Annotated in this window: 9 protein-coding genes; 3 read left to right on the top strand and 6 right to left on the bottom strand. The window is 75.1% G+C overall.

All coding sequences use genetic code 11. The features are described from left to right. Positions 1–43 precede the first annotated feature (43 nt). From MOV08_RS34440 to MOV08_RS34420, 5 genes are all read right to left on the bottom strand, one after another. Complete coding sequence (locus MOV08_RS34440; RefSeq protein WP_275310196.1) at positions 44–3,658, bottom strand: hydantoinase B/oxoprolinase family protein; 3,615 nt, start codon at positions 3,656–3,658, stop codon at positions 44–46. Next, positions 3,655–4,515 carry an SGNH/GDSL hydrolase family protein gene (locus MOV08_RS34435; protein WP_275310195.1) on the bottom strand — a complete coding sequence of 287 codons (861 nt, stop codon included), beginning with the start codon at positions 4,513–4,515 and terminating at the stop codon, positions 3,655–3,657. Before MOV08_RS34435 ends, MOV08_RS34440 begins: the two co-directional genes overlap by 4 nt. Continuing rightward, positions 4,512–5,747, bottom strand: a complete 1,236-nt coding sequence (locus tag MOV08_RS34430; RefSeq protein WP_275310194.1) for a glycosyltransferase — start codon at positions 5,745–5,747, stop codon at positions 4,512–4,514. The genes MOV08_RS34435 and MOV08_RS34430 overlap by 4 nt, the downstream gene beginning before the upstream one ends. Further along, complete coding sequence (locus MOV08_RS34425; protein WP_275310193.1) at positions 5,744–6,877, bottom strand: glycosyltransferase family 4 protein; 1,134 nt, start codon at positions 6,875–6,877, stop codon at positions 5,744–5,746. The genes MOV08_RS34430 and MOV08_RS34425 overlap by 4 nt, the downstream gene beginning before the upstream one ends. A gap of 113 nt (positions 6,878–6,990) precedes the next feature. Next, positions 6,991–8,415 (bottom strand): hypothetical protein, encoded by a 1,425-nt coding sequence (locus MOV08_RS34420; protein WP_039638232.1) that lies wholly within the window; start codon positions 8,413–8,415, stop codon positions 6,991–6,993. Between the two features lie 311 nt (positions 8,416–8,726). On the opposite strand from MOV08_RS34420, the gene MOV08_RS34415 reads away from it, so the two are divergent. After that, a complete protein-coding gene (locus MOV08_RS34415) occupies positions 8,727–10,193 on the top strand; it encodes a PP2C family protein-serine/threonine phosphatase (RefSeq protein ID WP_275310191.1) in 1,467 nt (488 codons plus the stop codon). Positions 10,194–10,418: 225 nt separating this feature from the next. Here MOV08_RS34415 and MOV08_RS34410 read toward each other — a convergent pair whose 3' ends face one another. Beyond that, positions 10,419–11,945: a DNA-binding protein NsdB gene (locus MOV08_RS34410; RefSeq protein ID WP_039638229.1), complete on the bottom strand. Its 1,527-nt coding sequence runs from the start codon at positions 11,943–11,945 to the stop codon at positions 10,419–10,421. A 285-nt stretch (positions 11,946–12,230) separates the two neighbouring features. Here MOV08_RS34410 and MOV08_RS34405 point away from each other — a divergent pair, with 285 nt between their 5' ends. Both MOV08_RS34405 and MOV08_RS34400 read left to right on the top strand, forming a co-directional pair. Continuing rightward, complete coding sequence (locus tag MOV08_RS34405; RefSeq protein WP_039638228.1) at positions 12,231–13,367, top strand: aminoglycoside phosphotransferase family protein; 1,137 nt, start codon at positions 12,231–12,233, stop codon at positions 13,365–13,367. A 337-nt stretch (positions 13,368–13,704) separates the two neighbouring features. Further along, complete coding sequence (locus MOV08_RS34400; RefSeq protein ID WP_275310189.1) at positions 13,705–15,723, top strand: N-acetylmuramoyl-L-alanine amidase; 2,019 nt, start codon at positions 13,705–13,707, stop codon at positions 15,721–15,723. Positions 15,724–15,800 lie beyond the last annotated feature (77 nt).

Below are 15,800 nucleotides of genomic sequence, written 5' to 3'. Positions count from 1 at the left end.
GCGGCGCAGGGTCGGACAGACCTAGGGCAGACCTAGGGCAGACCTAGGCCACCCCGTACCCGCCGCCGCCCGGTGTGCGGATCACCAGCACGTCGTCCACCCCGACCTCGGCCGTGTCGCACCCCCGCAGCTCCTGCCGTGAACCGTCCGCCCGCTCCAGGAAGTTGGCGCCCAGCGCCCCCGGCCCGCCGCCCGCCATCCCGTACGGGGGGACCCGGCGGTGGCCGGAGAGCAGGGCGACGGTCATCGGCTCCAGGAACCGCAGCCGCCGCTCGACCCCGCGCCCGCCGTGCCAGCGTCCGGTGCCGCCACTGCCGTCGCGCAGCGCGAAGCCGTCGACGCGGACCGGATAGCGCCACTCCAGCACCTCGGGGTCGGTGAGCCGGGAGTTGGTCATGTGGGTCTGGACGGCGTCCGCGCCGTCGAAGCCGTCCCCGGCGCCGGAGCCGCTGGCGACGGTCTCGTAGTACTGCACCCGGTCGTTGCCGAAGGTGAGGTTGTTCATCGTGCCCGAGCCCTCGGCCTGCACGCCGAGGGCGGCGTAGAGCGCGCCGGTGACCGCCTGGGAGGTCTCCACGTTCCCCGCGACGGTGGCCGCCGGGAAGACGGGCGCCAGCATCGAGCCCTCCGGGATGCGCACCTCGACGGGCTTGAGGCAGCCGCTGTTGAGCGGGATGTCCTCGGCGACCAGGGTCCGCAGCACGTACAGCACCGCCGCCATCACCACCGAGCTGGGCGCGTTGGTGTTGCCGGGCTGCTGCGGCGAGGTGCCGGCGAAGTCCAGCACCGCGCTGCGGGCGGCGCGGTCCACGGTCACCGCGACGCGGATCTCGGCGCCGCCGTCCGTCTCGTAGCGGTAGTGCCCGTCCGGCAGCCGGGCCAGGATCGCGCGCACCGACTCCTCGGCGTTGTCCTGGACGTGCCGCATGTAGGCCCGTACGACGTCCAGCCCGAACTGGTCGGTCATCCGCCGCAGTTCGTGAATGCCCTTCTCGTTGGCGGCGATCTGGGCGCGCAGATCGGCGAGGTTGACGTCCGGGGCGCGGGACGGATACGGCCCGGAGCAGAGCAGTTCGCGGGTCTCCCGCTCGCGCAGCCTGCCGTCCCGGACCAGCAGCCAGTTGTCGAAGAGGACCCCCTCCTCCTGGATGGTGCTGCTGAACGCGGGCATCGAACCGGGGGTGATCCCGCCGATCTCGGCGTGGTGCCCGCGGGAGGCGACGAGGAACAGCAGCTCGCGCCCGTCGGTGTCGAACACCGGGGTGACGACGGTGATGTCCGGCAGGTGCGTCCCGCCGTGGTACGGGTCGTTGATCGCGTAGACGTCGCCCGGCCGCAGATCGTCACCGCGCCGCCGCAGCACCTCCTTGATGGACTCCCCCATCGAGCCCAGATGGACGGGGATGTGCGGGGCGTTGGCGATCAGGTTGCCCTCGGCGTCGAAGAGTGCGCAGGAGAAGTCCAGCCGCTCCTTGATGTTGACGGAGTGCGCGGTGTTCTCCAGGCGGACGCCCATCTGCTCGGCGATGGCCATGAAGAGGCTGTTGAAGACCTCCAGCAGTACGGGGTCCGCCGCGGTGCCGACGGCGGTCCGGTCGGGGCGCGGCCGGGCCCGGGTGAGCAGCAGGTGGCCGCGCTCGCCGACGGCGGCCCGCCAGTCGGGGTCGAGGACGGTGGTGGCGTTCTCCTCGGCGATGATCGCCGGGCCGGTGAGGACGTCGCCGGGCCGCAGGTCGCCGCGGCGATGGAGCGCGGCGTCCCGCCAGCGCCCGCCGACGTACATCCGGACGGTCGCCACGGGCGCCAACTCCCGGACCCGCTCGGCCAGTCGGACGTCGTAGCCGGTCGCGCCGCCGGCCGCGCCGCGCGCCTCCACCGACACCGCCTCGGCGACCAGCGGCTTGTCCATGGTGAAGGCGTACCGCTCGCGGTGTGCCCGGACGAACGCGGCGGCCATGGTGGCGGGGTCGGCGAGCGGCACGGCGAGGGCGGCGTCGGTCCCGGCGTAGCGGACCAGGACCCGGGCGCGGGTGGTGAGCGACGCGGCCGGCACGCCGTCGTCGAGGAGCTCGCGCCGGGTCTGCCGGGCGAGGGCGTCGCAGACCGCGCGGACCCGGTCCATCGCGCCGGCTTCCGCGAACGGCTCCTCGACGGCCTGTTCCCGCATCGCGGTGGCGTCGGCGACCCCGATGCCGTACGCGGAGAGCACCCCGGCCAGCGGCGGGACCAGGACGGTGCCGACGCCCAGCGCGTCGGCGACCGCGCAGGCGTGCTGGCCGCCGGCGCCGCCGAAGCTGACCAGCGCGTAGCGGGTGATGTCCCGGCCGCGCTGGACGGAGATCTTCTTGACCGCGTTGGCCATGTTGAGCACCGCGATGTCCAGGAAGCCGGCGGCGACGTCCTCGGGGCCGCGGTCGTCGCCGGTCGCGGCGGCGGCCCGGACGGCCAGCTCGGCGAACCGGGTGCGGACCGTGGCGGGGTCCAGCGGCTGGTCGCCCTCGGGTCCGAACACCGCGGGGAAGTGGTCGGGTTGGATGCGGCCGAGCATCACGTTGGCGTCGGTGAGGGTGAGCGGGCCGCCGCGCCGGTAGCAGGCCGGTCCGGGGTCCGCGCCGGCCGAGTCGGGGCCGACCCGGTAGCGGCGGCCGTCGAAGTGCAGCACGGATCCGCCGCCGGCCGCGACGGTGTGGATGTTCATCATCGGGGCGCGCATCCGCACCCCGGCCACCTCGCTGCCGAAGATCCGCTCGAACTCGCCCGCGTAGTGCGACACATCGGTGGAGGTGCCGCCCATGTCGAAGCCGATCACCCGGTCGAAGCCGCCGTCCGGACCGCCGGCCTCCGCGGCCGTCCGCACCATGCCGACCACCCCGCCCGCCGGACCGGACAGCACCGCGTCCTTGCCCCGGAAGTGGGTGGCCTCCCGCAGCCCGCCGTTGGACTGCATGAACAGCAGCCGGATGCCGGGGAGTTGGGCGGCGACCTCGTCGACGTACCGCCGCAGGATCGGCGAGAGGTAGGCGTCGACGACCGTGGTGTCGCCGCGCGACACCAGCTTCATCAGCGGACTGACCTCGTGCGAGCAGCTGACCTGGGTGAAGCCCGCCTCCTCCGCCAGCTCGGCGACCGCCCGTTCGTGCGCGGGGTGGCGGTAGCCGTGCAGCAGCACCACGGCGGCGCTGCGCAGGCCGTCCGCGCGCGCCCGGAGCAACTCCCGGCGGACCGGCTCCCGGTCGAGCGGCCGGACCGGCTCCCCGCGGGCGCCGACCCGTTCCGGCACCTCGATGACCCGGTCGTAGAGCGCCTCGGGCAGCACGATCCGCCGGTCGAAGATCCGCGGCCGGTTCTGGTACGCGATCCGCAGCGCGTCCCGGAAGCCCTCGGTGGTCAGCAGCACCGTCGGCTCGCCGGTGCGCTCCAGGAGGGCGTTGGTGGCGACGGTGGTCCCCATCCGGACGACCGAGACCCGCTCGGCGGGCACCGGCGCGTCCGGGGCGAGCCCCAGCATCATCCGGATCCCGGCGACCGCGGCGTCCCGGTAGCGCTCGGGGTGGTGGGAGAGCAGCTTGCCGGTGACCAGGCGCCCGTCCGGGCGCCGGCCCACCACGTCCGTGAAGGTACCGCCGCGGTCGATCCAGAACTCCCAGCGTCCGGTCACCTCGCCATTGTGGCAGCGCCGCCCGGTTCGGACAGGGCCGCGAGCGCACTGCGGGTGGCCCGCTCGGCGGCGGCGTCCAGCAGCCGACCGGATCCGGCCAGGCCGTACCGGCACTCCCGGACGGCCAGCGCCAGCAGGCCGGGCAGCAGGTCGGTGCACCGGTCGGCCACCCACCGGGTGCCGCGGGTCGCCATCCACAGCGCGGCACCGGCCCGGGTCGGCGGCGGGCCGTCCAGGTCCAGCGGGGGCGGCGGGCCGGCGGCCAGTCCACGGGCGGCGAGCGCGGTGTGGAAGTCGCGGGCCAGCAACCGGTGGCCGCGCTCGCTGGGGTGCAGCCGGTCCACGCTCCAGGTGGCCCGGTCGGCCACCCACGGATGCTCGGCGAGGTGGACGTGGACGCCTCCGTAGCGCGCGGAGACCGCGTGCACCACGGTGTTGACGGCGCGCATCCGGCGGGCCAGGGGGCGGGCCAGCGGCCCGGGCAGCCCCAGCATCCGCCCGGGGTCGGGCAGACAGGCCGTCAGCACCACGGTGCCGTCGGCGCTCAACGTGCCGTGCGTCCGGTCCAGCGCGGCGGCCACCCGCTCGATGGCGAACGCCGCGCGCAGCGTGTCGTTGGCGCCGGCCAGGAGCGACGCGAAGCGCGGGGCGAGCTCCCGGGCCACCGGCAGCTGCTCGCGCGCCACCTCGTCGGCCAGCGCCCCGCTGCGCGCGAGGTTCACCAGCCCCACACCGCCCGGCCGTTCCCCCAGCGCGTCGGCGAGCAGTGCCGCCCAGCCCCGCCAGCCGCCGCCCGCCACGGGGTCGCCGAGCCCCTCGGTCAACGAGTCCCCCAGGGCCACGAACCGGGGCGTCACCAGGCACTCCAGGGACCCACGGCCCGCGGCCCGGGCCTCCCGGCCAGTCGCCCGCCGGCCGGCCGTGGTGCGTCGTGGGCCGCCAGGAACGCGGCCACCGCCGGCTGCCAGCCGTAGCCCTCGGCGCGCCGCCGCGCGGCGGCGCGGCGGGCCGGCTCGGGCCGCGCCAGCACCCGCTGCACCGCGTCGGCGAAGGACGGGCCGTCGTCCAGCGCGGTGTCCCCGCCGTCGCCCACCAGGCCGCCCAGCGCCGAGGCCGCGCTGGCGACCGCCGGGGTGCCGCAGGCCAGCGCCTCCAGCGCGGCGAGCCCGAACGTCTCGGCCGGGCCGGGCGCCAGGGCCAGGTCGGCACTGGCCTGGAGCGCCGCCAGCCGGCCCGGGTCGGCGAGGTGCCCGAGGAACGTCACCGGCAGCCGCCCGGTCCGCGCCCGGTGCTCCAGCCGGGCCCGCAGCGGCCCGTCGCCGGCCACCACCAGCGCCGCGTCGACGCCCCGCCGGCGCAGTTCGACGAGCGCGTCCAGGGCCCGCCCGGGCCGCTTCTCCGTCGACAGCCGGGAACACATCAGCAGCAGCACGGCGGCGCCTTCGGCGTACCGGTCGCGCACGGCCGGGCTGCGCAGGCCCGGATGCCGGGCGGTGAGATCGACGCCGAGCGGCGCCCGCACCACGTTGCGCGCGCCGGCCCGCAGGAACTCCGCCGCCGCCCACTCGGTGGTGCACACCACCCGACTGTAGGCATACGCGGTACGGGAGTTGACGCGGTCGGCGACGGCGCGGGCCAGCGGGCGCGGCACGCCCCAGGTGTGCAGCACCCCGTCCACGCTCTCGTGCGACACCATCACCGCGGGGACCCGGGCCCGCCGGGACCACTCCCCCGTCCAGCGCAGCGTCGTGCGGTCCGAGACCTCCAGCCGGTCCGGGGCCAGCTCCGCCAGCAGTCGTCGGAGCCGGGGGCGGTCGGTCAGCACCCGGTAGCCGCCGCTGCCGGGCACCAGCGGCCCGGGGAGGGTCAGCACCCGGCCCTGCGCGCTCTCCTCGTCCCGTATGCCGCGCGGCCCCAGCGCGTCCGGCGGGCCGGGCACGATGAGCAGCGGCTCGTGGCCGGCGGCCCGGTAGCCGGCGCCCAGTTCGCGCAGCGCGGTGCGCAGCCCGCCGGAGGCCGGGGCGACGAAGTTGGCGATCCGGACGATCCGCAGTCCGGCCCGGGCGTCCCGGGACCGGCGGGCGGTCACGCCGCCACCGCCGTCCGGTCGGCCAGCACGTCCGCGTAGTGGCCCAGCAGCTGGTCGCCGACCGCCTCCCAGGTGCGGGCCGCGACCGCCTGCCGGGCGGCGGCGCCGTACCGCACCCGCAGCTCCGCGTCGCCGCCCAGCGCCCGTACCGCGTCCCGCAGGGCGCCGCCGTCCCCGGGCGGGACCAGCAGCCCGGTCCGGCCGTGGTCGACGAGGTCCAGCGGCCCGCCGGCGGCCGGCGCGACCACCGGGACGCCGGAGGCCATCGCCTCCTGCACGGTCTGGCAGAAGGTCTCGTACGGCCCGGTGTGCACGAAGACGTCCAACGAGGCGTACAACCGGGCCAGTTCGTCGCCCGTCCGGCGGCCCAGGAAGCGCACCTCGGGCAGCTGGGCCCGGAGGGCTGCGGCGCTGGGCCCCTCCCCGATCACCACGGTGCGGACGCCGGGGAGCCGGGAGGTCTCGGCCAGCAGCCGGACGTCCTTCTCCGGCGCCAGCCGCCCCACGTACCCCACCAACATCTCCCGCCCCGCCAGCAGCGAGCTGCGCAGCACCGCGTCCCGCCGCCCCGGGTGGAACCGCGCCGAGTCGACCCCGCGCGGCCACAGCCGCACCCGGGGCACCCCGTGCTCGGTCAGGTCCAGCAGCGCCGCGCTGGACGGGGCCAGGGTGAGGTCGGCGGCGGCGTGCACCGCCCGGATCCGCCGCCAGGCCGCCGCCGCGCCGCGCCCCAGGTAGGTCCGCGCATAACGCGCCATGTCGGTCTGGTACACCGCGACCGCCGGCACCCCCCGCCGGGCCGCGGCCGCCATCCCGCGCGCCCCGAGCACGAACGGGCTGGCCAGGTGGACCAGATCGGGCCGGTGTCCGTCCAGCGCCGCGGACAGCCGCCGCCCCGGCAGCGCGATCCGCACCTGCGGGTATCCGGGCAGCGGCATCGAGGGCACCCGCACCACCGGGCACGGGCTCTCGTAGGCGAGCGCGGCGGTGGCCGGCGCGGAGTTCGCCAGCGGCGCGATGACCAGCGGCTCGTGCCCGCGTCGGACGAGGTGACGGGCGGTTTCCAGGGCACAGTGCGCGACGCCGTTGACGTCGGGCGGGAAGGATTCGGTGACCAGGGCGACACGCATACCGCTGTTGTCGGGGGGCCGTGCGTGGACCGGGCCAAGGGGATCTTTCCAACCGGCGAACGTCCCATGAGCGTTCGCCGCTGCGCCCGATCAGGCGGGCATCGCCCGCGGCGTCACACCGCCGAGGCGTCCGGGCCGATGCGGGCGCGGACCGCGGTCTGCACCTCGGCCTCCTCGGCCGGGTCGGCGGCGAGCCGGCGGAGCTGTTCGACGACCCGGTCGTCGCCGGTGGCCGCGTGCCGGGCGGCCAGTTCCCGGGTGGTCTCCTCGCAGTCCCACAGGCACTCGACGGCGAAGCCGGCGGCGAACCCGGGGTCGGTGACGGCGAGCGCGGCGGCGGCCCGGCCGCGCAGATGGGAGGAGGAGGTCTCGCGGTAGAGGTGGCGCAATACGGGGGCGGCGCAGGTGATCCCGAGGCGGCCGGCCCCGTCCACCAGCTCCCACAGCGCGTCGGCGTCCGGGCCGTCCTCCCGCACGGTGCGGCGCAGCGCGGCCAGCACCAGGTCGGTGTCGCGGCGGGCCCCGCGCCGGGCGAGCATCCCGGCGGCGGACGCGCCCAGCCGGTCGGTGCGCGCGGCCCACCCCCGGGCCCGCTCGACGGCGGCCACGCTGCGCATCCGCTCGTACGAGGAGAGCGCGGCGGCGACCAGCGGTTCGGCGGAGAGCGGATCGGTGACGGCGGCCTCGACGAGGTCGAGGACCTCCGGGTCGCCGCGTTCGGCGAGGTGGTGCAGGACGGCGGCGCGCGCCGCGTCCGGTCCGCCACGGCCGGCCCGCAACAGCTCGGCGCGGTCCTCGGGGCCGGCGACGGCGCTCAGGCAGCGGGCGGCGGCGATGTAGCGGTGCTCCCCGGGGCGCGGTTCGAGCTCCTGCTGGGCCCACTCCAGCACCTCGGTCACGCTCCAGCCGGGGCGCGGTCCGCGCGGCCGGAGCTGCCGCTGCCAGCGGTCGAAGGAGCCCTGTTCCCCGGCGGCGGCCAGCCGCGCGCGGTAGCGGGGGTCCTCGGCCCACAGCCGCCAGGGGCGGGGCTCGAAGGCGTCGCGGACGGCGGTGGCCAGCTGGGCGTCGCCCTCCGGCGTCTCGGGGAAGCGGGCCAGGACGGCCGGCGCCAGCCCGATCAGCCCGGCGTCGTCGTCCCGCAGCGCGAGCTCGTCGAGGGCCCAGCGCCAGTTGCCGCCGACCGCGGCGTAGCTGCGCAGCAGCAGGCGGGCGGCGTCCCTGCCGTACGCGGCGAGGTGGCCGAGGACCGAGAGGGCGAGGCCGGTGCGCTCCTCGCCGGTGTCGGTGAGGTCGTCGGGGTGGAACAGGTGCCGTTCGATCTCCTCCAGGCCGCCGTCGAGCTGCATGTAGAGGCGCGCGTAGTAGAGCGAGCGGTTCTCCACCTGCCAGTCCCGGCGCGAGTCGCACAGCACACTGTCGTTGAGTGCCGCGAGCGCCTCGGCCCGCGGCGCCGCGAGGGCATGCAGGGTCCCGTCGCCGCGGCCTCGCTGAAGGAGGCCGAGCAGGGTGCCACTGGGCGCTATGTCTGGATCGAACATGAGGTCAGCATCCGGTGCGGGGGACAGGCTGGCAACGGGATTTCCGCTGACCGGCATTCTTGCCGGTGACTGCGGGCCCTATGCGTCGTTCCCCCCATGGATCGGCGGGGTAGACAGCTGTACGGCGGCCGAAGCCTAGCGTGGAACGCGTTATTCCGCCGATTCGGCCCGACCACCGAAGGGAGGCCGTTGACATATGCCAGGTGCACCACCGTATCGGGTAATGCCAAATCCCTTACGGACGGTCGCAGCCTGTGCAAGAGTCGTAACCGGCCCATACGTTCCGGCGCCGCCTGATCACGGAGTACGTCATGCCGCCCCCTCTCTTCGCGGATCACCCAGCCGATCGGACCCCCGAGCGTGACACGGTCGAGGCACTCATCTCGCAGGCCCGCACCCTGCGCGGTGGCCTCGATGCGGTACGCAGAGAGTCCTCGGTGGCCGGTGACCTCGCCGCCGACCCGCAGCTGCGCTGGCAGCGGGCGCTGTGCGACCTCGCCGTCCACCACCTGGACGACCTCGGCGGCCACCTCGACCAGCTCAGAGAGGGCCTGCCCGCCGACCTGACCGACGTCGTGGAGCCGCCCGTCGAGCTGCCGGCGGCGCCGCCGGAGCCCGCGGCGCCCGAGCGGGGCGCGCTGCTGCGCCGGGTGGGCAGCGCCGAGTGGAATCTGCTCACCGACGAGGTGACCTGGTCCGACGAGCTCTTCACGATGGTCGGCCGGGAGCCCGCCGACGGGCCGCTGACCCTGGACGAGCTGCCGTCCCTGGTGCACCCCGACGACCAGGAGAAGCTGGCCGTGATGGTCACCGACTGCCTGGTGGACGGCCGACCCATCGACGGCGAGTTCCGGATCGTGCGCACCGACTCCGGCATCCGCACCGTCCACATGGTCGGCGAACCGGTGCTCGACTCCGACGGCGGCACGGCCTGCATGTGGGCCGTCCTGCGCGACGTCAGCGAGCTGCGCCGCAGCCAGATGGCGGTGCGCGAGACCGGTGACTCGCTCCAGCGCCAGCGGCACATCGCACAGACCGAGCACCGGCTCGCGGTCGAGCTCCAGGAGGCCGTGCTGCCGCCCTGGCGCGGCTCGCTGCGCTTCCCCGAGGGCGGCCCGGTCACCCTGGACCTCGCCGGCCGCTACCTCCCCGCCGGTAGCTCCGCACTGATCGGCGGCGGATGGTACGACGCGCTGCAACTCCCCGACGGGCGCACGCTGTTGAGCGTCGGCGACCTCACCGGGCACGGGGTCGCGGCGACGTCCGGGATGGCGATGGTGCTGGGCGCGCTGCGCGGGATGGCCGTGGCCGGCCACCGGCCGGGGCAGCTGATGGGCTTCCTCAACCAGCTGCTGGACACCGCCGCCCAGCCGGCGCTGGGCAGCGCGGTGTGCTGCCAGTTCGATCCCGCGACGCGGGCGCTGGAGTGGGGCCAGGCCGGGCACCCCGCACCGCTGCTGTTCCGCGGCGGCACGGGGCGCGCGCTGGACCCGCCGGAAGGCGTACTGCTCGGCGCCACGACCGGCGCGCACTACGGCCAGCACACCGAACAGCTGGAGCCCGGCGACCTGCTGGTGCTGCACACCGATGGACTGGTCCCGCGCCGCGCCCTCGGCCCGGAGAGCGCCCATGAGGGCACCGAGCGGCTGCTGGACCTGGCACCGCGGTTCAGCGCGGCCCGCAGTGCGCAGGACAGCGTCCGCATCGTGGTCGAGGAGTTCGGCGCGACCGAGCGCGAGGACGACGCCTGTGTCCTGATCGCCAAGGTCGGCGACTGACGCACGGCGCGACCGTCCAGGGCGGACCGGCCGCGCGAGAGCCGGCCGCCCCGAGAGGCCCCGGTCATTGACGGGGTGTCATATATCAGCTGACGCAGCATGGTTGGCAGGGCGCCCGGCGGACGGTCCGCTGAACGTCGGTCGGTGGACATCGGTCGGTGGACAAGGATCGAGGACGGACCGCCCCACGCCGTCGGGGCGCGGGGGCGGGTCGCACGGCGGCGCTCAGAGTGAGAAGTTCGGCCCCAGCTCCGGCCCGATGCTCGACCCCAGCCCCGCCGCCTGCCCCTTGGGCCGCGGTTTCGGCAGGACCTGCTGGAGCTCCTCACGGAGCTCCTGGATCTTGCCGCAGCCGGCGTACTGGCCGGTGAGCCGGAACATCTCCCGGAGCCGGTCCCAGGTGCGGTGCGAGGAGTTCTCACCGATGGAGACCAGCGCCAACCGGGCGTAGGTGTCGGCCTGTTCGGGGTCGCCGCCGATGAAACAGGCCGAGGCCATCGAGATGTAGTCGAAGATCTGCGACCGCTGGTGACCGTTCCTGCGCAGTTGGAGCGCCTTCTTGGCGTGCCCCTGGGCGATCCTGGCGGCGGCCGGATCGTGCTCCGCGAGGGTGCGGAAGGCCAGCGCCTGCATGCCGTGCATGTCCGCCTCGTCGAACATCTGCATCCAGGCCGGCGGCGGCACATCGCCCTTGTCCGAGACGAACAGTTCCTCGGCCTCGCCGAGGGTGCGGCGCATCGCCTGGCCGTGGCCCTTGGACGCATGGGCCCACGCCTCGATGGTGTGCAGCATGGCGCGGGTGCGCGGCAGGGTCTCCTGGCCGGAACCGGACTGGGCCAGCTTCATCAGGTCGAGGGCGTCGTCCGGGCGGCCCAGGTGGACCATCTGGCGGGCGGCGCGGGACAGTGCCTCGCCGGCGCGCGGGCGGTCGCCGCCCTCGCGGGCCGCGTGCGCGGCGATGATGAAGTACTTCTGCGCGGTGGGCTCCAGGCCCACGTCGTGCGACATCCAGCCGGCCAGCACCGCGAGGTTGGCGGCCACGCCCCAGAGCCGGCGCTGGAGGTGGTCGGGGTGGCGGTAGGCGAGCATCCCGCCGACCTCGTTGAGCTGGCCCACCACCGCTTTGCGCTGGAGGCCGCCGCCGCGGGCCGCGTCCCACCGGCGGAACACCTCGACGGAGTGCTCCAGGGCGTCGATCTCCTGTGACCCCACGGGGGCCGCCTCGTAGCGGTCGAGGCCGATCTGGTCGAGTTCGTGCAGGGATTCGTGGGCGAGCGGATCGTCGTGGCGGAGGGCCATCGGGGCGGGGTCGGTGTGCAGCCAGTCGTGCATGGCGCCGGTGAGTGCGGAGCCCGCGGCGAGCGCCGCGCCCGCCCCCACCAAGCCGCGTCGATTGAGCATGAGGTCCATTCCCGTGAATTCCGTGAGGACCGCAGCGGTCCGCTCGGGCGCCCACGGCAGACCGTCCATGGCCTGGCGCTTCCCCGCGCGACCTGACCGGGCGAACCCGAGGTCCTCGATGGTTACGACACGGCCGAGGCGCTCGGTGAAGAGGGAGGCGAGGACCTTGGGCACCGGGTCCCTGGGCGTCTCGCCCATGTCGATCCAGCGCCGGACCCGCGAGGTGTCGGTCGCCAGCTGCGGATGACCCATGGCCGCCGCCTGCCGGTTGACCAACCTCGCGAGTTCTCCCTTGGACCAGCCGGCCAGGCCGAAAAGGTCCGCGAGACGGGTGTTCGGCTCCCTGCTCACGTCAAGCCCCCAGGTTCCTCGACTGAGTTGACACTAACGGCCGCTGACATGGGCTGCGAGCATTCGCCAGGGTTCGCCAGGGTGCGCCAGATGGTCTGCCACCCGCACCCGCGTGTTCGGTAGGTGTGCAGCCCCCGGCCCGGTGACGGGACCGCATTCCCCAGGGTGCGTGCCCTGCACGGGGACCTACGGATCGGCCGCCTGTACGGGGCCCGTTCACGGGTTCCCGCCACCGGGCCGGGAGCGCACGCAACTCGTCGGCGCACGAAGGGACCTGTCTCACCCATGTATGCAGCATCGTCCGCCGTGACCGCCCCCACCCGGACGTACCGCCCGCACCCTCACGGCAGCGGGCCGTATCTCGATCCCTCCCCGGCCGCGGGGGCGGTGACCGGGCTCCCCGGCGGCCGGAACCGGCGGGCGCAGGGGATGGGCACCCAACCGCTCAGCGGGAGACTCGATTTGTCCGGCCCCCAGGGCGCCCAGCTGCGCGCCGCCGTCGCCTCGGTGCACCGCATCTGCCCGGAGTTCAATCCGGTCCAGGTGCTGCGCCGCGGCGGGAAGTCCGTACTGCTCCTGGGGACGACCGGTCGGATGAGCGCCGTCGCCAAGTGTTTACTGGACCACTCCCCCGCGTGGGCCGAGAGCTTCCGGCAGGAAATAAGCGCGTACCGGGCGTTCGTCCGGCACCGTCCGCCGGTCCGGGTGCCGCGGCTGGTGGCGGCCGACCCCGACAACTGCACGCTGGTGGTGGAGCGCATGCCGGGGCGGGTGGCGGCCCTGGCGCGGCACCCCTCCGAGGCCCCGCCGCGGGCCGATGTGCGGGCCGCGCTGGCGGCGATCTGCCGGGTCAACACCTGGCGTCCGCCCGCCGGGCTGTTCGACGCCCCGCTGGACTACGCCGGCCGGATCGGGCGTTATCACGATCTGGGACTGCTCACCGACCGCGACATGGGCGATCTGCAGAAGCTGCTGCACGGGCTGGCGCACACCCAGGGCCAGTTCTGCCACGGCGACGCCCTGTTGAACAACGTCCTGCTCTCGCCCGCCGGCCCGGTGCTGCTGGACTGGGACAACGCGGGCTGGTACCTGCCGGGTTACGACCTGGCGACGCTGTGGACGGTCCTCGGCGACGCGCCGGTGGCCCGCCGGCACATCAGCCAGCTCGCCCAGGCGGCGGGCACCACCGCGCGGGACGCCTTCCTGGTGAACCTCATGCTGGTGCTCACCCGCGAGATCCGGCGGTACGAGACCGCGGTGCAGCGGACCATGCGCGAGCCCGCGCCGACCACCACTCCGGGGGCGGGCCACCACCCCGGGGCGCCCACGGCGGGCGAGGAGCAGCGACTGCTGCTGCGCAGGCTGCACGACGACGCGCAGATGGCGCGGCGGGCGGTGCGGGCGGCGGTCGGCACCCGCTGACCGCCGGGTGCCGACCGGTGCCCAAGGGGAAATCTGTGAGCGGCGCGCCCGTACCCGGGCCGCGCCGCTCACCCGTGTATTGGTCCATTCCACTGATGCCCCGCAGGTCCCGGGCCGACTTCGGGAAGGCTCCTGGCGGTGCTGCCCTGACATGCGAAAACCCAACCGGGTGGGGTGATTGACGGCGCGTCGGCAAATCTATGGTTCTCGGCCGACCGGGGCCTTACTCTCGGGTTCTCCCGCGCGACCGCGGCCTGGCCGGTTCACGCACCACCGGGCAGGCCCTGGCACACCACCGTCACACCGCCCCGGCTCGGGCCGGCTTGAGGAGGCTGTTTTGCGAGGATCCGCACCGGAAGACGCGCCGAGAACCCGCCACCCCGCCCTACGCAGATCCGCCACCGCCGTCGCCGCCGCGGCGCTGCTGCTGCCCCTGCTCGCCGCGGCCCCGTCCGCGCGGGCCGGCGAGCCCCCGACCGGCGCCCTGGAGCGGGCCTTCGGTGACGCCGCCGCGCGCTACCACGTCCCGCGCAGCGTGCTGCTGGGCGTCTCGTACCTGGAGTCCCGCTGGGATGCCCACGGTGGTGCGCCCAGCGTCTCCGGGGGCTACGGGCCGATGCACCTGACCGACGCCCGGGCGGCCGTGGCGCGGGCGCCGGAGTACAGCGCGGACGACGAGGACGCCCGCGGCGACGGCGCGCGGCCCCCGCGCACGGCCGGGCGGTCGCCGTCCCGGCGGGTGGCGCTGCCCGCCGAACTCCCCTCCCGGCTGCGGACGTTGCCGACCGCGGCGCGACTGACCGGGCTGCCGGCGGCGAGGCTGCGCACCGATCCGGCGGCGAACGTGCTGGGCGGGGCCGCCCTGCTGGCCGCCGCGCAGCGCGCGCTGGGGTTGCCGACCAGCAGCGACCCGGCGAAGTGGTACACGGCGGTGGCGCGCTACGGCAGCGGGGACGATCCGCGCAGCGGCGCGGCCTTCGCCCGGGACGTCTTCGGGGTGATGCGGCAGGGGCTGAGCCGCACCACGGACGCGGGCCAGCGGGTCACGCTGGCCGCGGCGCCCCGGCTGACCGCCGACGCCGCCCAAGAGAAACGTCTCAGCAGCGCCGCCACCGCCCGCCGCGCCGCCGCGTCCGGTGCCGGCGGGGCGTTGGAATGCCCCTGGTCGGTGGCCTGCGAGTCCTGGCCGGCCCCGTACGAGCAGTACGACGACGGGACCAACTACGGCAACCACGATCTGGCCGACCGCCCGAAGGACCAGCGGATCGACGCCATCGTCATCCATGACACCGAGGGGTCGTGGGAGACCACGCTGCGGCTGATCAAGGACCCCAAGTACGTGTCCTGGCACTACACCGTCCGCTCGGCGGACGGGCTGATCGCGCAGCACGTGCGGACCCAGGACGTCGCCTGGCACGCCGGCAACTGGTACCTCAACTCGCACTCGATCGGCATCGAGCACGAGGGGTTCCTCGCGTCGCCGGACGCCTGGTACACGGAGGCGATGTACCGCGCCTCGGCCCGCCTGGTGAAGTACCTGGCGAGGAAGTACGGCATCCCGCTGGACCGGCAGCACATCCTGGGCCACGACAACGTGCCCGGCACGGTCCCCTCGACGATCCCGGGGATGCACACCGACCCCGGCCCGTACTGGGACTGGGCGCACTACTTCACCCTGCTGGGCCGGCCGTTCGCCCGTACCGCGGGCCCGCGCGGCGGCCTGGTCACCATCCGCCCGTCCTACGACCGCAACCGGCCGGTCTACACCGACTGCGAGAAGGCCGGGCAGCCCTGTGCGGCGCACGGGTCCGGCGCGGTGCGGCTGTACACCGCGCCCAGCGAGAGCGCGCCGCTGGTCCAGGACATCGGGCTGCACCCGGACGGCTCCGCCTCCACGACCGGGGTGAACGACACCGGGGCGCGGGCCACGACCGGCCAGCGGTTCGCGGTGGCGGGCCGGTCCGGCGACTGGACGGCGATCTGGTACCTCGGGCAGCGGGCGTGGTTCCACAACCCGCGCTCGCATCCGACGGCGGTGAACGCCAAGGGCCTGGTGGCCACGCCGAAGGCGGGCCGGGCGGAGATCCCGGTCTACGGGCGGGCGTACCCGGAGAAGGAGGCGTATCCGGCGCAGGTGCCGGTGCAGGCGGTCACCCCGCTGCCGTACCGGCTGCTGGCCGGCCAGGAGTACGCGGTCGGCGGGCGGGTGCGGTCGGAGTACTTCTACTCCCCGACCTTCGACGTGACCAAGCACGCGGTGGTCCGGGGCCGGGACGTGTACTACGAGATCCAGGTCGGGCACCGGGTCGGCTATGTGCGGGCGGACGACGTGGACGTCCGGTCCTCGGGGGCGTAGCGCCCTGACGGGCGGGAACGCAACGCGCCCGGTGGTGGCCCTGGGGCCCCACCGGGCGCGTTGCGTGCGCCGCCGGT

Source organism: Streptomyces yunnanensis (assembly GCF_029011865.1).
Taxonomy (GTDB): Bacteria; Actinomycetota; Actinomycetes; order Streptomycetales; family Streptomycetaceae; genus Streptomyces; species Streptomyces yunnanensis.
This window is presented reverse-complemented; position numbering and strand designations above follow the sequence as displayed.

Excerpts from the sequence above, each read along its gene's own strand:
- MOV08_RS34425 (WP_275310193.1), bottom strand. The coding sequence starts at position 6,877 with ATGCGTGTCGCCCTGGTCACCGAATCCTTCCCGCCCGACGTCAACGGC.
- MOV08_RS34420 (WP_039638232.1), bottom strand. The coding sequence starts at position 8,415 with ATGTTCGATCCAGACATAGCGCCCAGTGGCACCCTGCTCGGCCTCCTT.
- MOV08_RS34415 (WP_275310191.1), top strand. The coding sequence starts at position 8,727 with ATGCCGCCCCCTCTCTTCGCGGATCACCCAGCCGATCGGACCCCCGAG.
- MOV08_RS34405 (WP_039638228.1), top strand. The coding sequence starts at position 12,231 with ATGTATGCAGCATCGTCCGCCGTGACCGCCCCCACCCGGACGTACCGC.